Source organism: Fibrobacter sp. UWOV1 (genome assembly GCF_900142495.1).
GTDB lineage: Bacteria > Fibrobacterota > Fibrobacteria > Fibrobacterales > Fibrobacteraceae > Fibrobacter.
This window is the reverse complement of sequence record NZ_FRBA01000006.1, coordinates 21,149-40,876: the sequence shown is the minus strand read 5'-3', so window position 1 is coordinate 40,876 and position 19,728 is coordinate 21,149. Positions and strand designations below refer to the sequence as shown.

17 protein-coding genes and 1 tRNA gene are annotated in these 19,728 nt (G+C 48.0%); 4 read left to right on the top strand and 14 right to left on the bottom strand.

Annotated features, from left to right (window positions below):
• Positions 1-331 precede the first annotated feature (331 nt).
• The 5 genes from ruvB to BUC02_RS09420 all read right to left on the bottom strand — a co-directional run bounded on the left by ruvB (position 332) and on the right by BUC02_RS09420 (position 4,775).
• Positions 332-1,375, bottom strand: a complete 1,044-nt coding sequence (ruvB, locus tag BUC02_RS09440) for a Holliday junction branch migration DNA helicase RuvB (protein ID WP_073321877.1) — start codon at positions 1,373-1,375, stop codon at positions 332-334.
• Between the two features lie 44 nt (positions 1,376-1,419).
• Positions 1,420-2,028 carry a Holliday junction branch migration protein RuvA gene (gene ruvA / locus BUC02_RS09435; RefSeq protein WP_073321874.1) on the bottom strand — a complete coding sequence of 203 codons (609 nt, stop codon included), beginning with the start codon at positions 2,026-2,028 and terminating at the stop codon, positions 1,420-1,422.
• A 169-nt stretch (positions 2,029-2,197) separates the two neighbouring features.
• Positions 2,198-2,968, bottom strand: a complete 771-nt coding sequence (locus BUC02_RS09430; protein WP_073321871.1) for a transporter — start codon at positions 2,966-2,968, stop codon at positions 2,198-2,200.
• Positions 2,969-3,143: 175 nt separating this feature from the next.
• Positions 3,144-4,097 carry a hypothetical protein gene (locus BUC02_RS09425; protein ID WP_073321868.1) on the bottom strand — a complete coding sequence of 318 codons (954 nt, stop codon included), beginning with the start codon at positions 4,095-4,097 and terminating at the stop codon, positions 3,144-3,146.
• 9 nt (positions 4,098-4,106) lie between these two features.
• Positions 4,107-4,775: a hypothetical protein gene (locus tag BUC02_RS09420; RefSeq protein ID WP_139261094.1), complete on the bottom strand. Its 669-nt coding sequence runs from the start codon at positions 4,773-4,775 to the stop codon at positions 4,107-4,109.
• Positions 4,776-4,982: 207 nt separating this feature from the next.
• Between BUC02_RS09420 and BUC02_RS09415 the strand changes: the two genes are divergently transcribed.
• From BUC02_RS09415 to BUC02_RS09400, 4 genes are all read left to right on the top strand, one after another.
• Positions 4,983-5,648 carry a hypothetical protein gene (locus BUC02_RS09415; protein ID WP_139261093.1) on the top strand — a complete coding sequence of 222 codons (666 nt, stop codon included), beginning with the start codon at positions 4,983-4,985 and terminating at the stop codon, positions 5,646-5,648.
• 18 nt (positions 5,649-5,666) lie between these two features.
• A complete protein-coding gene (locus BUC02_RS09410) occupies positions 5,667-7,352 on the top strand; it encodes a M3 family oligoendopeptidase (RefSeq protein WP_073321859.1) in 1,686 nt (561 codons plus the stop codon).
• Between the two features lie 123 nt (positions 7,353-7,475).
• A tRNA-Ser gene (locus BUC02_RS09405) sits at positions 7,476-7,560 on the top strand.
• A 24-nt stretch (positions 7,561-7,584) separates the two neighbouring features.
• Positions 7,585-7,902 (top strand): hypothetical protein, encoded by a 318-nt coding sequence (locus tag BUC02_RS09400; protein ID WP_073321856.1) that lies wholly within the window; start codon positions 7,585-7,587, stop codon positions 7,900-7,902.
• A gap of 211 nt (positions 7,903-8,113) precedes the next feature.
• Here the strand turns inward: BUC02_RS09400 and BUC02_RS09395 are convergent, their stop codons facing one another.
• The 9 genes from BUC02_RS09395 to BUC02_RS09355 form a co-directional block, all read right to left on the bottom strand.
• Positions 8,114-8,605 carry a PAS domain-containing protein gene (locus tag BUC02_RS09395; RefSeq protein ID WP_073321853.1) on the bottom strand — a complete coding sequence of 164 codons (492 nt, stop codon included), beginning with the start codon at positions 8,603-8,605 and terminating at the stop codon, positions 8,114-8,116.
• Positions 8,602-9,936, bottom strand: a complete 1,335-nt coding sequence (locus tag BUC02_RS09390) for a hypothetical protein (RefSeq protein WP_073321850.1) — start codon at positions 9,934-9,936, stop codon at positions 8,602-8,604. The genes BUC02_RS09395 and BUC02_RS09390 overlap by 4 nt, the downstream gene beginning before the upstream one ends.
• Positions 9,929-10,768 (bottom strand): TIGR02147 family protein, encoded by an 840-nt coding sequence (locus BUC02_RS09385; RefSeq protein WP_073321847.1) that lies wholly within the window; start codon positions 10,766-10,768, stop codon positions 9,929-9,931. Before BUC02_RS09385 ends, BUC02_RS09390 begins: the two co-directional genes overlap by 8 nt.
• 334 nt (positions 10,769-11,102) lie before the next feature.
• Entirely contained in the window at positions 11,103-12,509 is a 1,407-nt protein-coding gene (locus tag BUC02_RS09380; protein ID WP_073321844.1) for a GGDEF domain-containing protein, read from the bottom strand.
• Entirely contained in the window at positions 12,506-13,819 is a 1,314-nt protein-coding gene (locus tag BUC02_RS09375) for a GGDEF domain-containing protein (protein WP_254794177.1), read from the bottom strand. The genes BUC02_RS09380 and BUC02_RS09375 overlap by 4 nt, the downstream gene beginning before the upstream one ends.
• Positions 13,820-14,063: 244 nt before the next feature.
• Complete coding sequence (locus BUC02_RS09370; protein WP_256375152.1) at positions 14,064-15,680, bottom strand: cellulase family glycosylhydrolase; 1,617 nt, start codon at positions 15,678-15,680, stop codon at positions 14,064-14,066.
• A 105-nt stretch (positions 15,681-15,785) separates the two neighbouring features.
• Positions 15,786-16,541, bottom strand: coding sequence for a TIGR03915 family putative DNA repair protein (locus BUC02_RS09365; protein ID WP_073321835.1), 756 nt, complete (start codon positions 16,539-16,541; stop codon positions 15,786-15,788).
• A 111-nt stretch (positions 16,542-16,652) separates the two neighbouring features.
• A complete protein-coding gene (locus BUC02_RS09360; protein ID WP_073321832.1) occupies positions 16,653-17,909 on the bottom strand; it encodes a putative DNA modification/repair radical SAM protein in 1,257 nt (418 codons plus the stop codon).
• A 158-nt stretch (positions 17,910-18,067) separates the two neighbouring features.
• Positions 18,068-19,666 carry a T9SS type A sorting domain-containing protein gene (locus BUC02_RS09355; RefSeq protein ID WP_175549831.1) on the bottom strand — a complete coding sequence of 533 codons (1,599 nt, stop codon included), beginning with the start codon at positions 19,664-19,666 and terminating at the stop codon, positions 18,068-18,070.
• Between the last annotated feature and the right edge of the window lie 62 nt (positions 19,667-19,728).

Below are 19,728 nucleotides of genomic sequence, written 5' to 3'. Positions count from 1 at the left end.
TACTTTTTTTTTATTTTGATCTCCTTCTAGTATATGGTTTGATAAATATACTACATTTGCAAATTATAAATTGGTACAAATGTTCATTTCTATGTTTTTTTTACAATAAATTACATAAAACATGTTGTTTGTAAGTAAATGCATTTTATTTAAGGAATGAAAAAATCGATTTACATAAAAAATACATTAATAGGTCGATTATGACGCTATTGATTCGTTGCATAACTATTCTGCAGAAAAACATATCGACTTGGGAGCACGTCCATAACTGCTATGTGGACAAAAGTTCCCATACAATGGTTTGTTTATGAAGTTTTTAGGTACTCAAAAATTACAAATTCAGCGATTCTTGCGCACTGGATTCGGCTAGTGCTTTCGGAATCGACTTGTGAAGCATCTCGTAGGCGGTGCGCGTGGCGGTACGGCCACGCGGCGTTCTCGCGAGGAGCCCCTTGCGAATCAAATACGGCTCGTAGACTTCTTCGAGGGTGTCTGGCTCCTCGCCGAGCGCAGCCCCGATGGTGCCCAGCCCCACGGGGCCACCGCCGAATTTGTCGATAATCATCGAGAGAATTTTGCGGTCCATGTGGTCGAGGCCTTCGCCGTCGATACCGAGCATTTCAAGAGTCTTGCTCGCCGACATCAAGTCGATAACGCCTGTACCGCGGACCTGCGCCACATCTCGGCAACGCCTTAATACGCGGTTTGCAATTCGGGGCGTTCCACGGCAGCGTCCGCTCAAAAGTCTGGCGGCATCTTCTTCGAGCCCCACGTTCAAAATCTTCGCGCTGCGCATCAGAATACTCTTGATGTCATCTTCATCGTAGAGTTCCAGGCGGTACTGCAAACCGAATCGGTCGCGTAGCGGGCTAGTCAAAAGACCACTGCGGGTTGTCGCCCCCACCAGCGTAAAATGCTTCAGCGGCAAGTTCACGCTGCGAGCCGCCGGCCCGGAATCCAGCATAATGTCAAGCCTGAAATCTTCCATAGCGGGGTAGAGGTATTCCTCGACCACGCGGTTCAGACGGTGAATTTCGTCGATAAACAAGATGTCGTTCTCTTGCAGGCTCGTTAAAAGTCCCGCCAGGTCGCTCGCCTTTTCAAGCACCGGACCGCTTGTAATATGGATATTCACGCCCATTTCTTTAGCGATAATTCCGGCCAAAGTCGTCTTGCCAAGTCCCGGAGGCCCGCAAAAAAGACAATGGTCCAGCGAATCGCCGCGATGCTTGGCGGCTTCAATCGCAATCGAAAGGCTTTCCTTGATGTTCTTCTGTCCGGTAAATTCGTCAAGGCTAGGCGGACGCAGAGTGCGTTCGATATCGCTTTCGTCGCCCGTCCGGCGTTCCGGAGAAATAATACGCTGGTCGTCCATTCTCATCCTCTGTGGATTGCTTCGCTACGCTCGCAATGACGTTTTTAAAGATACTTCAAAGCCTCTGGGATAAGCGTTGCGGCATCCGCAGAATCACCCAAGATTTCTGCAGCCTTCATCACGGCTTTTTCTGCAGCCGGATCCTTCACGCCTAGCGTATGCAAGGCAAGAACCGCCTCCATCTTCGGGCCGGTGAGTGCGCCCATACCTGTAATGCCAGAGCCTTCGACATCGCCCAGGGCCTGCATCATGGCTCCCGCCTTATCCTTGAGTGTTAGCACCATCTGTTCGCAGGTTTTCTTGCCGAGCCCCTTGATCTTGCCGAGGGCGCTCTTGTTGTCGCTGGCGATCATGTTCAAGAGGTCAGCGGGGGAGCTGCCGCTCAAAATGCGTTGGGCAAGCTTCGGACCTACGCCGTTCACTTCGAGCAACATGATAAAGGTATCTTTCTCGGTCTTGTCGGCAAAACCGAACAGCGTCATGGAATCTTCGCGCACTACCAGGTTCGTGTAGAGCGTAACCTCACTTTCCACCTCGGGCAATTTGCCTGCAGTGTAGGCCGAAATATTTACACCGTAGCCCACGCCGTTCACGTCCACAACCACGAAAGTGGGGGACTTTTCAACCAAAATTCCGCGAATTCGTTCAATCATGCCTGTACCATAGCAATAAACATCTGTTCACTGCACAAATATATACTATTTATGGATTCGTGTCAAGCAATTCTTCACTTTTTTTCAAAAATCGTTGTTTTTTAACGAAAGAAAAGACCTTCGCTCGACCGGTCCTAAATTAGCTATTAGAAGTTTTTCAATTTGTCTATTAGAAATTAAACAAGAGGGCCAAGCTAGCGGTTGTTATCACGCTGGGCTTATCGTCCGCATTAACCCAATTGCCAAAAGAAGCCGAGACATCAAGTGAAATACGATGGTTGATATCGTATGTCCCACCAAAATACGGCTCAATATATACTTCGCCACCACCATGAGATACCAGGAAATCGTAATGCTTGAATGCACCAATGCCTACGGCAAGGTTTGTCCCGATGTATGGGGTAAATTGCGGCGAAAGTCTAAAATCAAGTTCAGCTGCGCCAAATACCGATACGGGCGCTTCGTGGTCATCGCCTTTAGTTTCGAAATTGATCCCGAGTTCGGAACCGAAATTGAGCATCTGGCTGAATTCTACGGAATATTGCGCGCCAACGTTGAATCCCCACGCTCCTTTTTCGTTATAGGAATCATCGCCCACGGGAATAAACACGTCTGTAAAAGCGTTCATAGAAGACAAGAACTGGTAACGTGCCGACAATCCGATGTTTCCGAGGCCGTCCATATCTTGTTCGTTTCCGTTGTCTTGGGTCATGATACGGTACGGTACACCGAGTGCAAGCTCTAGCTTCGGAATAACGGTGTATCGGGCACTGGCAGCTGTTTCCAATATGCCGAAATCATGGCGGGTATATTCGTATGTTTGTAATCCGGCGTCAATCTTGGCTTGACCTTTATGATTACCAAGAACGGGGAATAGATCCCATGAAGCAAAAGCTGTACTTGCCACGAGAGCGCTTGCAAGAAAGATTTTCCTAATCATATTTCCAAACTATAAAAAAACACCCGGCAAAGGGTGTTATTTTTTTTAAACAGGATTTTGGATTAGGGGCTCTAATGATTAAAAAGGTGTAAAGAGTACGCCGATTCTATAAGCTAGACACATGATATCTGTAACGCCGACAAACAGTTCGTTGTTATAGACGTATCTTTTACGTTTAGAACGGTGTGAATACTAACCCGACGTGGATGCCTAAAAGACTGATGTCCGAAACACCGACAAACAGTTCATCATCGTAAATTTCGCTCCACTGAGCTTCAATATGAGTCATTAATGTGAAATACTTATTGATGATGAATGACCCTCCGATGAGAAGCGCTGCATCGACAGCAGGTCTTAAGTTATGGTCAACAAAATCAACGGATTTGTATTTATCTTGAATCGGAATGGATATTTTGGAACCGACTTCAAACATCGCCGGGGTAGTTCGTCCCTTTAGCGCAAACAGCAGGGGGAAACTCACGCGCATTTGGGAGATATTTCCATGTTCCGGCTCACGTTTTTTTTCTTCAAACCAAGGACTTTCGTCGGAATCGTTTGTTTTCAGGAAAAAGTCTTCGTTATGAATGAGATTTGTGTATTCAAAGAGGGCTCCGACTTTAATGGCGACGGTAGCTTCGTTCAAGGGAATTGTAGCAATTAGACCCACGTTGACAGGATAACCATGGAATAATGTAACCGGTTCAATTTCCTTGCTTGTTCTATCTCGATCGTAATAGGCGTATCGGTCACTGCCGAATAGCTCTTTTGCACCAATAGAGGCCAATAGGCCGACTTCAAAACGGAAGGGAATCGTAGGCTTTTTATCTTCTTCGATTTGTCTTTCAACTTTTTTGACGCTATCCTTGTACGCCTTGGTTTCCGTTTTCTGGATTCGGATAATGCGGTAACCTTCTAGAGTACGTTCAGGTAATGCTTCGTCAGCGGGGGATAGCTCCGATGCGGTTTCTAGAGTAGCGGTTTGTGCCAAGGCTGAATCTTCAGTAGCCGAGGAATCTGTAGATACGGCCTCTTCGGTAGAAGAATCTTCAAGCTGCGGCTGTTCGGAATTTTCTTGTGCGAATACGAATGTGGTTGCAAAAAGGAGAACGCCAAGTGTAATGTGTTTCATATAATTCTCCTAGTAGCAAAGATTATCGTTGAGGTATTTTTCAAGTTCTTCTTCGGTGAAATAAGCCGAACAACTTTCTTGAAATTCTTCCACGGCCTTTCCGTTGTAGCCCAAATCAACAGTTGTCCCGAAAAGACCTCCTGCTCCTGCTCCTACGCCAACCATTCCCACGATTATTAAGCCAACATTGGCTGCTCCTTCGGAATAAAAGAGGAAAATCGGGGCCGCTGCTAAAGCTCCTAAACCCATAATAGCGCCTCCAACAATAGCACCATAGGTGAATCCGTGAAGTGCATGGTTTCTTGCAAAATCAGAGTTGTTCCTGACGCCGTTTTTGCATAGGGTAACGCTATCCCTAGGGATGGCAATAAAAAGGCCATCCGCGGGGGAAGTCATCTCAAAACCATTACGGTCTTTGAGCGGAACAACGATATTCCTGTTTTGGGGATCGTAACAGAAATGATTAGCGGTATAGAACTTTACGCTGTCTTCGCTGCCGGGAGTTTTGATTTCGTAGGCAAAATCACTTCTGTATCTGGTGTTGATTTTGGCATCTTCGTACTTGACAATTTCGCCCTTGCTATACTCGGGCTTGTCAAACGGATGGTACTTTTGTGTCGGATTCGTACATCCTGTCAAAACAAGAAACAATGAAGCAATAAATAACAGAACTCGCATAAAACGGATTTGTTCTCCTCGAATAACTTGTATGTTGAAAATATACTCAAATTTCACGAATATCGCACAAAAATGAAAAAAAGTGTGATATCTTTAGCGATTATTTAGTTTACATAATCTACATTATCGGCAATAATAAGTCACGGAAAAACTGCGGGGAGGTCTGGATGGATCATAACGTTAAATCCATTTTATTATATTGTCGATATGAAACGAATTTCGTCGACTCAGTTGAAGATTGTTGGAATCTCCATTTTGGCATCGTTGCTCGCCAGTTGTGCAATGACCAAGAAACTGTCGGCGGCAGATATTCTTTCTAAAACGAAGCTCGAGTTTGAATCGCTCTCGCTTGACTCTGCGAGCATCAACCCGGATCTTTTCCCGAAATCTGACGACCTGAAGAAGGGCCTGTTGCCGAACCCGCACGTGATTGCCCTGGTGCAGGATTTTGCCCGCGGAATCCTGGAAAAGGAGATTGGCAAGGCGCATTTGACCGTTGGCCTGAATGCCAAGAACTCGGGCAAAGATACGCTCTGGATTCGTGGCCTGATGGCAAACCTGGTGCTAGATTCCCTGATGGAGCTTCCTGTGGCACTCCGAGACACGGTTAAACTCGTTCCTGGAGACAACACGGTAATTCTGGTGACCGAAATGCCCATTGACCGCCGTATTTTCAGGCTGATGGACGTGAATGTTATCCATATCGTGGGCCGTATGGATGTCTCGCTGGAGGCAGGGGATGAAGCTTTTACGCTCGAATTTGACCAGGATCGTAAAATCAGCCAAGAAGAAAAGCAGGCGCTTGCCGACAAGGCCCGCACCTCGGTTTTGGACAACATTGTAAGCGACTGGGTCGGAGCAATTGGATTTTAAATAAAAGAATTGGTGTTTATGAATAGAAAATTCGTACCTGAAAATTTGAATGTAGACAGTGTAGAAGACGTTACCCGTCTTTTCGAGACTCTTCTCGATGAAAATATCCCGAACTCCCCCGACGCCCTGCGTGCCTGGATCTTGAAGTGGAGTGAACTTGGGTCTGTATTGGCAGAGGTTTCTAGCCGTCGTTACGTGGCCATGACTGTGAATACGCAGGATGAAGCAGCCGCCAAGGCGTACGAAGACTTTGTCGGAAATATCGACCCTGTGATGAGCGAATTCGACGACAAGTTGAACAAGAAATTGATGGCGCACCCGGCCAAGGACCTGCTGAAAGACGAATTCGGCGTATGGTTCAAAAGCGTGCAGGTTTCTTTGGACCTGTTCTCCCCCGCAAACATTCCGCTCGAAACCGAAGAAACCATGGCGGTTCAGGCTTACCAGAAAATTACCGGCGGCATGAGCGTGGAATTTGACGGCGGAATCAAGACCATGCAGCAGCTGGGTGCATACCTTGAAAAGACGGACCGCGACTTGCGCGAACGAGCATTCCGCACCATGTGGGACCGCCGCCTGAAAGATAAAGATGCCTTGGATGCCTCTTTCGACAAGTTGTTCCAGATTCGCAACAAAATTGCAAAAAACGCTCATTGCAAGAACTTTATCGACTACATCTTCTTGGCCAAGCGCCGCTTTGACTACTCCCCTGCAGACTGCAAGGCGTTCCATGAAAGCGTCGAAAAGTTGGTGCTTCCGCTTCTCAAGGAAATCTACAAGAAGCGCGCCGAAAAAATGGGCCTCAAGACGCTTCGCCCGTGGGATTTGAGTGTGGATCCGCTTTCACGCCCTCCCCTCAAACCGTATCAGAACGGCGAAGAATTGATTGAAAAAGTCGATCAGATTTTCGAATCGATTCACCCGCAGGCCGGCAGGTGGGCCCGCGAAATGCAGGCCAAGAAGCTGATTGACCCCGATAGCAGGCTCGGCAAGGCTCCCGGCGGCTACCAGATTGGCTTTGACGAAAGCCGCCTCCCCTTCATTTTCATGAATTCGGCCGAAACCGACCGTGACATTTACACGCTGCTGCACGAATCGGGACATTCTTTCCACCAGTATGCGCTCGCAAACCAGCCGATTTTGGCGTATCGCGACGTGCCTTCGGAATTCGCCGAAGTTGCGAGCATGAGCATGGAACTGATCGGCATGAGCAACCTCAAGCCCTTCTACGGCGACGATTCCGAGGCTATCCGCAGGAGTATCGAGGGCGAACTTGAAGACGTGATTTGGCTGTTCCCCTGGGTGGCAAGCATCGATAGCTTCCAGCATGAACTATACAGCCGCCCGAACCATACGGCCAAGGACCGCGAAGAAATCTGGAAGGGGATCATGGATCGCTACGATGCAGGCGTGGACTATACCGGGTTGGAAAATGTCCGAAACAACATGTGGCAGAAGCAGCTGCACCTGTTCGAATGCCCGTTCTACTATATCGAGTACGGAATTGCGCAGCTTGGCGCGCTCCAGGTGTGGGCAAACTTCAAAAAAGACCCGAAAAAGGCCATTGACGACCTGTTTAGGGCCGAAAGTTTGGGCGACAGCCGCCCCTTGCCGGAGCTTTTTGCCGCCGCAAACATCAAGTTTGACTTCACCGCGAAAACCATTGAGCCGCTCATGCAGGTCGTGTGGGACGAGTTAAACTAGACGAAAGAACGGCTCTTCGAGCCTACAGACGAAAGACGAGAGAAAAAAATGCATTTTTTTCGTAAAAAAGCCCAAAAACGCTTGACAAACGAAAAATAAAATGGTATATTTGGCGCACATCCTGGAGGGATGGCCGAGTGGTTGAAGGCGCACGCTTGGAAAGCGTGTTTACCTCACGGTAACGAGGGTTCGAATCCCTCTCCCTCTTCTAAACATTTTCAGAGGTACCTAGATGGCTGAAGAACAGAGAGTCTATCTTGATGACATTTACGCTAACGAACAATGTCAAGGCTCCGTTTTCCGCGCAGTGGTCATGATGGCCCAGGAAGCCCGCTTTGTGAATAAGCAGGCTACTCAGGGTTATATTACTCTTACCAAGAAGCCGACCACCATCGCCATGTACAAGTTCAAGGAAGGCAAGCTTTCCATTTCCGAAAAGAAGGCTGGTGAACAGTTCGATAACGAAGCCGTTGCTGCCGCTGAACCGGAAATGACTTCCGAAAACGTGGCCCAGGTATCTGCTGCTGCAGACGACGCTTTCGGCGCATAGTCCACGCAATCGTCAAAACATTTCGTTAAAGCAACGAATCCTTGTTGAAAAAGCGACCTCTAATCTTAGAGGTCGCCTTTTTTTCTCCTTTCCTGCTCTCCTTTAGTATGCCAGTTTGCTCGCTCCCTGAGTTTTACTGGCCCCACTGAACTCCCAATCAGCTCAGGACCGCTCGGCTCTATCGCACTATTGAAACCGTGGTATTGCCTCGCTACATTTGGGCACTCTTCGTATAGTACGTCTCCGGGAATGCCTTTGCTGCGCATTGATTGCACAACATGCGGAGCCTTGTTTCGGCAACGGATGTCACGCGGATCTGCGCGCCGCAGTCAGCACACTTTGTAAGAAATACCATGGAAAGTGGTGTGGTCGAGGTATGAGTGCCGCGAGCCTCGCCCACCTTGTGAACCGTATTACGGAATACGATTTCGCCGTCTGCATTCTGGATGATTTCACGAGTGATGCAGCAGTCAAAACTGCGTCCGCGACGGTTGCGCATACGCATGTTGAAGCTTGCATTTACGGTGTCATTGCGGAATGCGTTCCAGTCGCTTGCATGGCGGTACAGGTCGGTTACGTAATGCCACTGCAGTTCCGATGGCTCGAAACCGAACATGCGGCAAAAGCGCCTGTTTCCGCTCAGAAGGCGGCCGTGTTGGTTGACCTCAAAGTAGGCCAATTCGATAGAGTTCTCTGTCATCATTGTGCGCCTCCTTTTAGATAGTGCCGGTACAAGACATCGGCAGAACTGATCGCTTTGTTCCCCAATCGCGCATCTATAATAGAGATATCCAAGTCCTTGTCGCCGAATACGAACGGCGTTTCAATAATGTTGTCGGCGGTAATGTAGTTGATGTCGGCAATCTTGGTAAGAGTCTGTTCGGCAATCAGGAAGCCGTCCTTGTAAAGCATCACGTGCTTGCCGTCCCAAACGCCGGTCACGGTGATTTCTTTACCGACTTCAATCGTTGCCGAAGATGCGACTGCCTTGTCATGGCAAGAGCTGTAGTCGAATCCGTTTCCGATAAAGAATGCTAAAGCGGGTTCCTGGACATAGCATACCGATTTTGTAATGGCGAGGTTGAACAGGCCCTTCTTTCTGAATACGTTCTTGCTGTATCGCAGCGATTCCGGGAACGATGTTACCTTGAAAGTGATTTCGAACGTAAGCTCTTCAAGACCTTCTGCAAAGACGAGAGAATCGTTTACAGTGCTTTCGTTTGCAGGCATATTGGATCCGTTCCAATGATACACGAGACCGTAATCAGGATCGTTCGGCAAGAGGATGACTACGTCGGAATTGTTGTCTGTCGTATCTTGCGGAGGGACAGATGTTGTGGCGGAGTCAGGCAGGGGATCAACCGGATCAGGAGTCGTGCCGGTTACAGGCGGCATCACGACTGTCTGAACGGGTGGAGCTTCAAGATCTTCGGCGTCAACATTGTTGGCCACGCTCGTCGGAACAGGACCTAATACATTGATACGGGAACCATAAGTCAAATAGTAATTGGATTCCGAAACATTTCCCTCAGATGTCACGGACTTCACGATGAATGAATAGGTTCCTTTAGGAACAGCAATTTCAAACATGCCGTCGGAATTGCCCTGCACGTAGAACGTGGTATCGACTAAAGCGATTTCAATAGAATTGTTGGTTTCCAGGTCTTTGGCTACGTAACCCTTGATATTGTAAAAGTGAGTACCTAAAGTGGGTTCGGCCGTGGGGATTTCCGTATTGGCAGAATCTCTATTAATCACCGGATCAATTTTTATGGGGTCATTTATATCAATAGCGGGGCCTTTACTGTCTTGATAACCAACACTGCTGACGCAATAGGTTGAATCGTTTCTCGTGATGCATTTATTTTGGTCAGTATTCTGTTTGATGTCGGTGTTGTTTTCTTCGTTAACTCCGGCGACCGTATTCTGTTCTTCGTCTACCCCGCCAGCCCAAAAAACACCGCATGCAGACAGCGTGAATGCGAAAGAAGCGATAGCCCAATGGCCAAGACCTATTTTATTAAGCCTAGTCATGATGCTCCTCCCCGGGCAAGGTTTTGGTGAGGGGGAACAACTGCACGTTTAGTCTGTAAACGCGTTCTTCGCCGGAATCTTCCATCACGATCGAGCTGATGCGACGACGGAATTCGGCGATTTCTTTAGTAATTTTTTCGTAGGCGGTTTCGGAAATGCCAATGGTAAGGCCGGAGATGTCTCGTTCGGCTACCGGAACCTGGTCGAGGCTTTGAACGCCGAGCTCGCCCATCTGGCGGTGCATTTCGCGGATGGCGAGCGAGGTGACATCGAGATTGCCCGTAGTCACGGAGCGATTGCTCTGGCTGTAATGGCCCTGCTCGTCTTTTTCGAGGAAGCCGTTCTTTTCGAGCAATTTGAGAGAGCTTTTGACGTGAGCCGCATCGCTTCCAAAGACGAGCTCCCCCGCCATCTGGGCGGGTGTTGCGCCGTTCAGGCGCGGGGCCATTTCGCGAAGTACGGGATTCAGCCAGCTGCCATAATAGTCGTACTGGTCTTCGCCCACGAGCGCAAAGGAATTTTCGTTGGCAATGTTGCGCATTTCGGCAAAGATTTTCTTCTTTGCGGCCGAAGACTTTTCTTGATTGAATGCAACCAGGTGCCTGAAGTACTGCAGGTCGACACCGACAAGGCCCATAGCGGATGCGACGCGTTCGATACCCGCTTCGCTCAAGTTCGCCTTGCTGTCGCAAACCAGTTTCAGGAACACCGGAGAGGAATAGCCAGCGGCTTTGGCAAAGTCGCGCCATGTAAAGCCGGAACGCTCCTTGCGTTCGGTATAATAGTCGCGAATATAAATGCGATAGCTGGTATATTCCATTACAGGTTTCATGTCTCTTAATATATAATCTTTTCTTAACAAAGTCAACAGCTTATGATACAAAAAGTTAAAAAAAAACGAAAATTGTCTATTTTTGTTGATTTTGAATCATAATCAACGTTTTCTCATGATACAAGCATGCAAAATTCATTGATATTAGTCATAAATTAATGCAAAAAAGACCCTCGGACATTATCCGAGGGCAAAATTCTGTATCATAATCGAGCGGTTTTGTGCGAGCGGTCTTGTGTGAGCCACAAGCGACTCATCTTAATGAGTCGTGGTGGCGAGAGCGAGCGCTCTGGGTACGTACTTAGTACGATTGGGCGCGAGCGGTCTTGTGTTCTTACCCACGGCTGTGGGCGTAGTTCTCTTTCTTGTCTTCGTACATGAGGGCATCGGCTTCGCGCATCGCCTTACGGACGTCTCCCCCGTTTTCGTCGTGGTAGAACCCGATAGCGAAACTCACGTTGCCCTTGACCTTGGATTTTTTGCGGAGCGTTTCGACTCTAGCTTCAAGGCTTTCCTTGGGAACATCGATTGCCACGACGACAAATTCGTCGCCACCTGCACGGTAGATTTCACAATCCGAGAAGGTCTGCTTCAAGATCTCTGCGGCGCTCTTCAAGAGGGTGTCGCCGGCATTGTGGCCTTCGTTATCGTTAATAGGCTTAAGACCGTTCAAGTCGGCGAAGACCACGGAAATCGTCCTGTAATTGACTTCGCCACTTACAAATTGAAGCACCCTGTTGTTCATGGCGTTACGATTGTTCACGCCAGTCAACAAATCCTCGTTGCTCAAGAATCTAAGGCGTTGCACCAGCTTGTAGCTAGCCACTTCAGATGCGATAAAGAAAGTCACCAATTCGAGGGTTTCTTTAATATGCAGGACTCTGGATGTGTCAAAGTTGGTTGCCCAAATGAATCCGACAAATTCGTTGTTGTGCGTCAACGGTAGCAAAACCAGGCTTTTAACACCGGCTTCCATCATCGTCTTGTGCCAGTTCGGGTTTCTCTGGCGAATAATTTCCATGTCCGCGTCGTTCTGGATAATCAGGCAGTTGCTCCCCTTAAGAGTTTCTATCCAGGATTCTGCGATATAGATATATTCGTTGTTGAATACTCTATCAAGATCCAGCGGAGGCATGTCTTGCCTTCGGGCACAAGTCAAAATGGAGCAGGTTCTCTCCTTGAAGTCGGTCAATAAAACGCTGCAGGTGCTCGCTTTGCAAATAATGCGAACGTCTTCAATCACCTCGTCCATGGTTTTCCTGAAATCCTTTGAACCGCGCAGCTTGATGCATGCCTTGAGTACGTTTTGCGAAATTTCAGAAGAAAGCCTTGTGGAGGTGTCAAGGTCTTCTTCGGGCTGGATTTCAAGGGTAAAGACGCAATAGCCCTTTTCGTCGTCTTCGACATCGACGGGCATCAAGAATTCATTGATGCAAAAATTAAAGCGTTCCGGGCGAATGTAGGCATGAACCGGCTTATGCAGAATGGCGCTCTGGTAAACGAACTTCTCGAAGTTCAGTTCCTTTTCCATGTACCGTTCATAATTGGAGCCCGGAACAAAAGTCTGGGTGAATACGGAATTGCCGTCCTCGTCTTTTCTTTCCATGGACTTGATATAGATTTGGTTACCCGCTTCGATGCGGATAGTCCCGATACTTCCATCGGTACGCTTTTCTACCGATAGAATACTCGTCATAGTCGGAAAAGATTCAACGAATTTTTGCAATTCTTCTTTTTTCATTTTCGTATTAATTCAGGGAATCGATCGTAGTATTGTTTTTTGTCTTCGTACATAAGGGCGTCGGCTTCGCGCATTGCAACACGGATGTCGCCACCCTTGTCATCATAGTAAAATCCTACCGCAAAGCTGACATTTTGGGGGTCCGCCGAGTCCTTCCGGATTTTTTCGACGCGCGATTCAATCTCTTTTCTAGGTTTGTCCAAGGCGATAATCACGAACTCGTCGCCACCGGCTCGGTAAATTTCACACCCTTCGAAAGACAACTTGAGAATCAAGGCGGCTTCTTTCAGCAGGCAATCTCCTGCGTTGTGGCCTTCCTTGTCGTTAACAGGTTTGAGCCCGTTCAAGTCGGCAAAGACAATGCCAATCGATTCAGGCTTGCGCTCGCGACCGGTAACCATACGGAGAACTCGGTTGTTCATAGCGTTACGGTTCAGGACTCCCGTCAACAAGTCTGTCGAACTCAGCATTTCAAGGCGCTGTAGAAGTTGATAGTTGGCAATTTCTGAGGCTATGAAGAATGTCGTAAGTTCAAGAGTTTCTTTAATGCGGTCGGTATCCTTGGTGTCGAAGTTGGTCGCCCAAATGAATCCGACCGTCTCGCCATTATACTGAAGCGGGAACAGAACAAGGCTTTCCACTTCGGCGCTTTTTAACGACCTGTACCAATTGGGATTGCGCAGCTTGACTTCCTTCATGTCGTTTTCGTCTTGAATGACTAGACAATTGCTTCCGTCAATGGTTTTAAGCCAACTTTCGGCGTATTCAATGAAGGAATCGTCCAAAAAATTTTTGAGAGAATGTTGCGGCACGCCTACCGCAATATCTTCGCTTAAAAGACTGCAGGTCCTTTCTTTAAAATCAGTAAGCATGACGCAGCAATAGCTTGCTTCGCAAGCGGTGCGAATATCATGGATGATTTCATCCATCGTTTTCAGGAAATTCGTAGAACTACGAAGCTTGATGCAGGTCTGCAAGACTTGCGATGTTGCCTTGTCAGACAAATTCGTCATCTGTTCTGTATTTGCTTCAGTCGAGAGTTCTTGGGTGTAGGTACAGTAATACTTGTCAGGATCGTCAATATTTAATGGAAGGCTGAAAATGTTGAACCAAATGGGGAAACGGTCCGGGTGGATATAGGCGTGCATTGGTTTTTTGTTGACTGCGCTGGCTACAACAAAATGTTCAAAGTTTAAATCCTTCGGGAGATAGGTCGTGTATTCACATCCGGGAACAAATCCATTCTCGTCTTTCATGGCTATGGGGGCGTTTGCTTTGTCAAAAGAAGCAACATATGCAGGATTTCCCACTTCGATTCGTATTTTCCCGTAAGACCCGTCTGATTTTTTTTCGACAGATATGATACAGGTCATTGAGTCGAAATGATTGACATAATCCTGTAGATCCATATTAACAGCCCTCCATGTGTATTATGTCTGTGACATTATCCTTCTTTGTGTATTATAATAGCACTTTTTCAAAGAAAAAGTGCTTTATTTGTAAAAAAAAATGGGAGTTTTTTTATTTCAAATTGGAATATTCACAGGTGAAACGCTATTTGGACAGGTCCTTTACGACCATGATTCCGCTGCGTTCGATTTTGGGGTACTGGCGCATGCCTTCGCCACCGCGCCCCTTGTCGAGCACCTCCAGAAGCTCACCCTTGGTGGAATACAAATGCAATTCCCAGGGGCCATTCGGGGCGTTAAAATAGCCCGAATTCTTCTGCACATTGCGCTGGAAGGTTCGGTTGAGGCGGTCTTCTACGCTGCGGGCCTGCACAAGCGAAATATCGCTGAGTTCCCAAGAAATCGGTACCCCGCCCATATCGTAAATCAACAAGGCATCGGGGTCCGAATCTTCTTTCATGGTAAACTTCCAGCTAAAGCTCTGCCAGCTGGTACTCAAGTCCAGGATACGGCCGTTGGCGTAGGGCGTATATTCTTCGGAATCTCGCTTGATATTCACATTCAGGGTGCGGGGCTTGTCGGCCTTGGCGCGCATGCTGAAAATGTAGGTGATACCTTCGCGGAGCGAAAGTTTCTGCTTGAACTGCAGGTTCCAGGATTCCTTGCCTGCCTTCTTGATGTCAAAACGGACAACGCCGTTCGTGACCTTGACGTCGGCCTTGCCGCCCCAGAAGTCCACTTGCCAGTTGGTTAGCGGTTCGTCGGCAGAAAAATCGCCGTTTTGGATCAGGTTTGCATCGATTGCCTGGGAGCCTGTATCAAAATTCTTCTCTTGAATGAATGTCGGAATGACGCTCGTGTTCTGGATGCCGTTCGGGTTATCGACGCAGACTTCCTTGCCCCAGCCCACCAGGGTATTGAATGAGCTATGGACTGTCATATCCATTTCGGGGCTGTCGAAGTTACCCGGCCCCCAGCTCCAGGCGAGCCAGCCGATGCTCAGGCGTTCGGCTTCGGCCATAATGAACTTATACGGGATTTCCTTGACATCGCCTGCGGCAACAGGAGCGAATTCGCCTACGATCAGCGGCAAATTCTTTTCAACGGAGGCTTCGAGCACGCCGCGGATTCGGTCTTGAACGGTAGCGTAGCCCGTAGCTTTCGGATCGTGACGTTCCGAGGGCCACCACATATGCAGCGAGAACAAAAGGTTGTGTTCCGGATCGGCCTGCAAAAGCTTGGGGCCAACTTCAAGCAAATTCTTTTCGCTTTGGCCCCACTGGTCGGCGTCAATCATCAGCGGAATGCGGATGTTGGCGGCGCGCATCCTGGTGACAATGGAATTATAGACGGTGAAGAATTCGTCTGCGGACTTGGATTCTGCACCCGGTTCGTTACCGATGTTCAGAATCAAGTACTGCTGATGGTTCGAAATCATCTGCACCGTTTCTTCGCGGAGCCAGAAATCGACAGCATCGCCCAGGCGTTCCCAGTTGCCCGTGGTATCGTGAATTTCGGGAATGGGAATCATTCCGTTAGCAATGCACTGCGCAATAATGTTGTCGAGGTCGCTCACGCGGCCGCGGGTATTCCAAACGATTCTTACGCAATTGGCTCCCGTCTTGGCTATTTCGGGAATGGTTTTTCCTTCGCGGTCTGTCCAAATAAACATATGGTTGATTCCACGAAGAATCACCTTTTCGTTATCTTTACTGTATAAAAAACGATCTTGTACAAAAAAGCCAGGTTTTGCCGAAACCATATTCATAGCAACTATTTCTCCAATATTTCCAAAAGAAAAATACAATTATTTGCAGGAACAGGGGCTTTTTTTTTGAAAAACTGCAAAAAATTGGTTGGAAGAATATCAACAAGAGCTCATTTGTCGTTCTGGCAAGTGGTTCCAATAGCGAACAGGCAGGCATCTCCTTAAAAGTTTGGGGTTTTCGCGCTCCTTGATGGCTATCGATTTGTAATAATCCTGCCAAAGGCGGACCATTTCGTCGGGCGGAGTGGCCTTGGTGACTGCATCTAGGTTCGGAATGGTGATTTCTGCAAGCTGATGGCCCGCGTAATACACGCCGTAACCGCGTTTGGAATCGTAAATCGCCCACTTTTCGTTGGCGAATCGCCCGCGAAAGTGCCCCACAATCATGTCCAAAATGTCATATTTGGGTTCGATTTCGGCGAAATACGTGCCGTCAGATGTCTTGCTGAAGCGAACAAGCCCGAGCATTCCGCCAGCTTCGTGACGCACGGCACGTGCAGTCATGAACAGCGGGAGCATTTCGTCGGAGGTCGGGTTCTTGGCGTATTTCGGATCCTTGCCGTCAAAAACTTTGCGTAGATAGGCAAGAATCTTCATTTCGATGCCCTCTTCTTCGGAGCGGAATGCTACATGCAATAGCTCCAAAATATCGGCGCTGGCATAGTTTTCGATAGCCCGCTTGAGCCTGGCCGCTTCTTCTTCGGATGTTTCGATGCGGAAGGGCTGCATAAACAGGTTGCAAGGCGCTGTACAACGGTCGCCATGAATCTCGCCCACTTCCAGATGCTGGCGGTAAATTTCGAAGACGACACTCAAGAAGCCATCGAAGGTTGAATCGTAAGAAATGGAAAGCATGGGATAAGGATGTGAGATGTGAAATGTGAAGTGTGAGGTGTGAGGTGTGAAGTGTGTAGTGTGAGATTATTCATTACTCATTTCACATTACACATTTAACATTATATGCAATTAACCTGCAGCGGGGAGTGCAAGGGGTTGGTTGGAGAACAAATCTAGCTGCAAGGGCTGGGGCTTGGGGAGCAGCAAAGGTCGGACCATTTCAGGGTAAAGCCTGCGCAAACAGGCGGGAGTGTCCGGGTGGTAAATAAAGTACTGCGCCCGCTTGAGTACAACTCCCATCTTTTTCAGGTGTTCCAGGCGGATTTTAGAGAACCTGCGCCCCGAAGCGATCAATTGCGCTGATTTGACGCCGATTCCAGGCACACGCAAGAGCATTTCGTAGTCGGCAGTTTGGATGTCGATGGGGAAAAATTCCGGGTGTCTAAGTGCCCACGCCGCCTTGGGGTCTAGCTCCAGGTCCAGATTCGGGTGCGCCTGGTCGACCACCTCGTCGTAGCCGAATTTATAGAATCGCATGAGCCAGTCGGCCTGGTAAAGCCTGTGTTCGCGCAGCAGGGGCGGCTTTGTCGTGAGTGCAGGCAGGCGCTTGTCGGCGTTGATCGGTACATAGCCCGAAAAATACACTCGCTTCATTTGCTGCTGCTTGTAGAATCCGTTAGAAAGGGTCAGAATTTGCAAGTCCGACTCCCCCGCTGCTCCTACAATCATCTGCGTACTTTGACCAGCCGGCAAGAACTTGGGCGAATAGCGGGAATGGTCCGTCTTGTATTCCAGCTTGCGTTCGGCTAAAAAATTCATGGGGGCGAGAATCGAGGCATGATTCTTTTCGGGAGCGAGGTATTGTAGCGCCCTGTCGGTCGGAATCTCGATATTCACGCTGCTGCGGTCGGCATAAAGCCCCGCCTGGTACAAAAGCTCGCGACTTGCACCGGGAATTGCCTTCAGGTGAATGTAACCGCCGAATTTGTGGACGGTGCGCAGTTCCTTGGCGACTTGAATCAGCATTTCCATGGTGCGGTCAGGACTGCCCACCACCGCAGAACTCAAGAAAAGGCCCTCTATATAATTATGCCGGTAGAATTCCAGCGTCAAGTTGATGAGTTCCTTGGGCGTGAACGTAGCCCGAGGGATATCGTTACTGCGGCGGTTAATGCAATAGGCGCAATCGTACTTGCAGGCGTTGCTCATGAGCACCTTCAAAAGCGAAATGCATCGCCCGTCCGATGACCAAGTGTGGCAAATTCCTGCACTACAGGCACTCCCGAGCCCACCCTTGGGGGCTTGTCGCTTGGACCCGCTCGAAGAACACGACACGTCGTACTTGGCCGCGGCCGAAAGAATATTCAACTTTTCGCGAATGTCCATAAATGCCTTTTTGTTTAGTTGCACCTTTGTTCACTAAATATAAGTATAACTGCACAAAAAAGCAAGTGGTATTTAGAATTATTTTATTCCATTTTTGCTGTACAAAAAAAATAAGACCCGTAGGGTCTCATTTTATTTATCTTGGCTTGGAATTTGGACTATTTCACCAGAATCTTAGCGGTACGGGCGTAGCGCTCACTTTCAATGCGCACCACGTAGTTCCCCATGTTCAGGTGAGCGAGATTGAAGCTCTTGGAAGAAACCACCGATTCGGCGAAGGTTTCAACCCTGTGGCCCATCATATCGAACACCTGTACGCGAAGCATTGCGGGCTTCGGCAGCACAACCGTCAGTTCGTTGTTGACGAAACCGAATTCGAAACTCGGCACGACAGTAGCGATAATCGCAGTCTTTTCGCTGCTGGACGAAGTTTCCTTGCTGCTAGAAGAAACTGCCTTATCGGAGCTGGAAGAAACAGTCTTTTCAGAACCAGAACTTTCAGGTTTCGTCGTTTCGGAACTGGAGCTTGTAGGCTTAGTCGTTTCGCTACTGGAGGAGGTTTCCTTGCTGCTCGAAGAAACGGTCTTTTCGGAGCTGGAACTCGTTGTTTCAGAACTGGAGCTTGCGGGCTTCGTCGTTTCGCTGCTAGAAGAGGTTTCTTTACTGCTGGAAGAAACGGTTTCTTCAGAGCTAGACGATTTTGCAGAGCTAGAACTTTCGGGATCCGTCTGTTCAGAGCTGGAGCTGACAGAGCTGGAACTTTCAGGATCTTCTCCGGAACTGGAGCTCTGGCTGCTAGAAGATTCGCTCTCTACTTCAACAGATGCTTGAGCTTTAGCGGTGGTTTTGCCATCAGTAACTTCAATTTCGATAGTGTACATTCCATCAGGTGTATTTTTTGCAACAAGGCCCCAAACCTTTACGGTTAAGTCGTCAGCGTCTGCTGATGAAGAAAATTTTCCAGGCGGAACAGTTATGATTTTATAATCATTTGCGCCCGTAAACGAGAACACGACGGGTTTGATGGAGTCGCCGGCAAATACTTTTTGCGTTTTATTTTCGGTAGCGCTCACCGTAACCGGCTTGTCTGTGGAAACATCGAATGTAAGCAGGAGATCAAGCGTGTCTTTTTCGTTTTCGGCCTTTACGCCATAAATATGAAATTTATACACGTTAGGTATGGTGCTTTCCGGGAATTTCCCGCTAACAGTAATGATTTGGTTTTCATTATCCTTATCTACGTTGATTCCTGTAGGCTTACCGCTGTAAATGAATTTTTTGATGCCGTAATATTCAATTTGAATGGTCGAAATGGCTTCACCAGCCTTTACGGACTGATTAGCTTCACCCTTGATAATTTTAAGAGTTGTAGGCCTTGCTGTTAAATTGAATGTGAATTCCGTAATGACAACTTTCCCATATTCATCTTCTATAATGATATAAGGGTTGATTGTTGTGGGAACAACAAGATTCCGTTTGATTTGTCCGGAAACCGTACAGGCAACTGTTTTTTCAGATTCGTTTGCGGTGCAAGAGGCCGTCAAGCCCAACTGGGTGAAGCCATCTGCTTTGTGCAGGCCTTTAGCCTTGGTGTACTCAATCTTTGTTTCTTTAATATTGTCGCCCACCATCACAGTCTGTTTAAGAGCACCCGTCTTGACTGTTTCTGAAATGTCTTGCGAAGGTACATACACTTCTTGCGCAAGAGCAGTGGTGGCAAAGAATAAGGCAATTGCCAATGAAATCAGTTTTTTCATGATTTCCTCCTTCATAATTCCATTTTGATTAAAAAATATAAACTTTTTGATATGGTAACCAG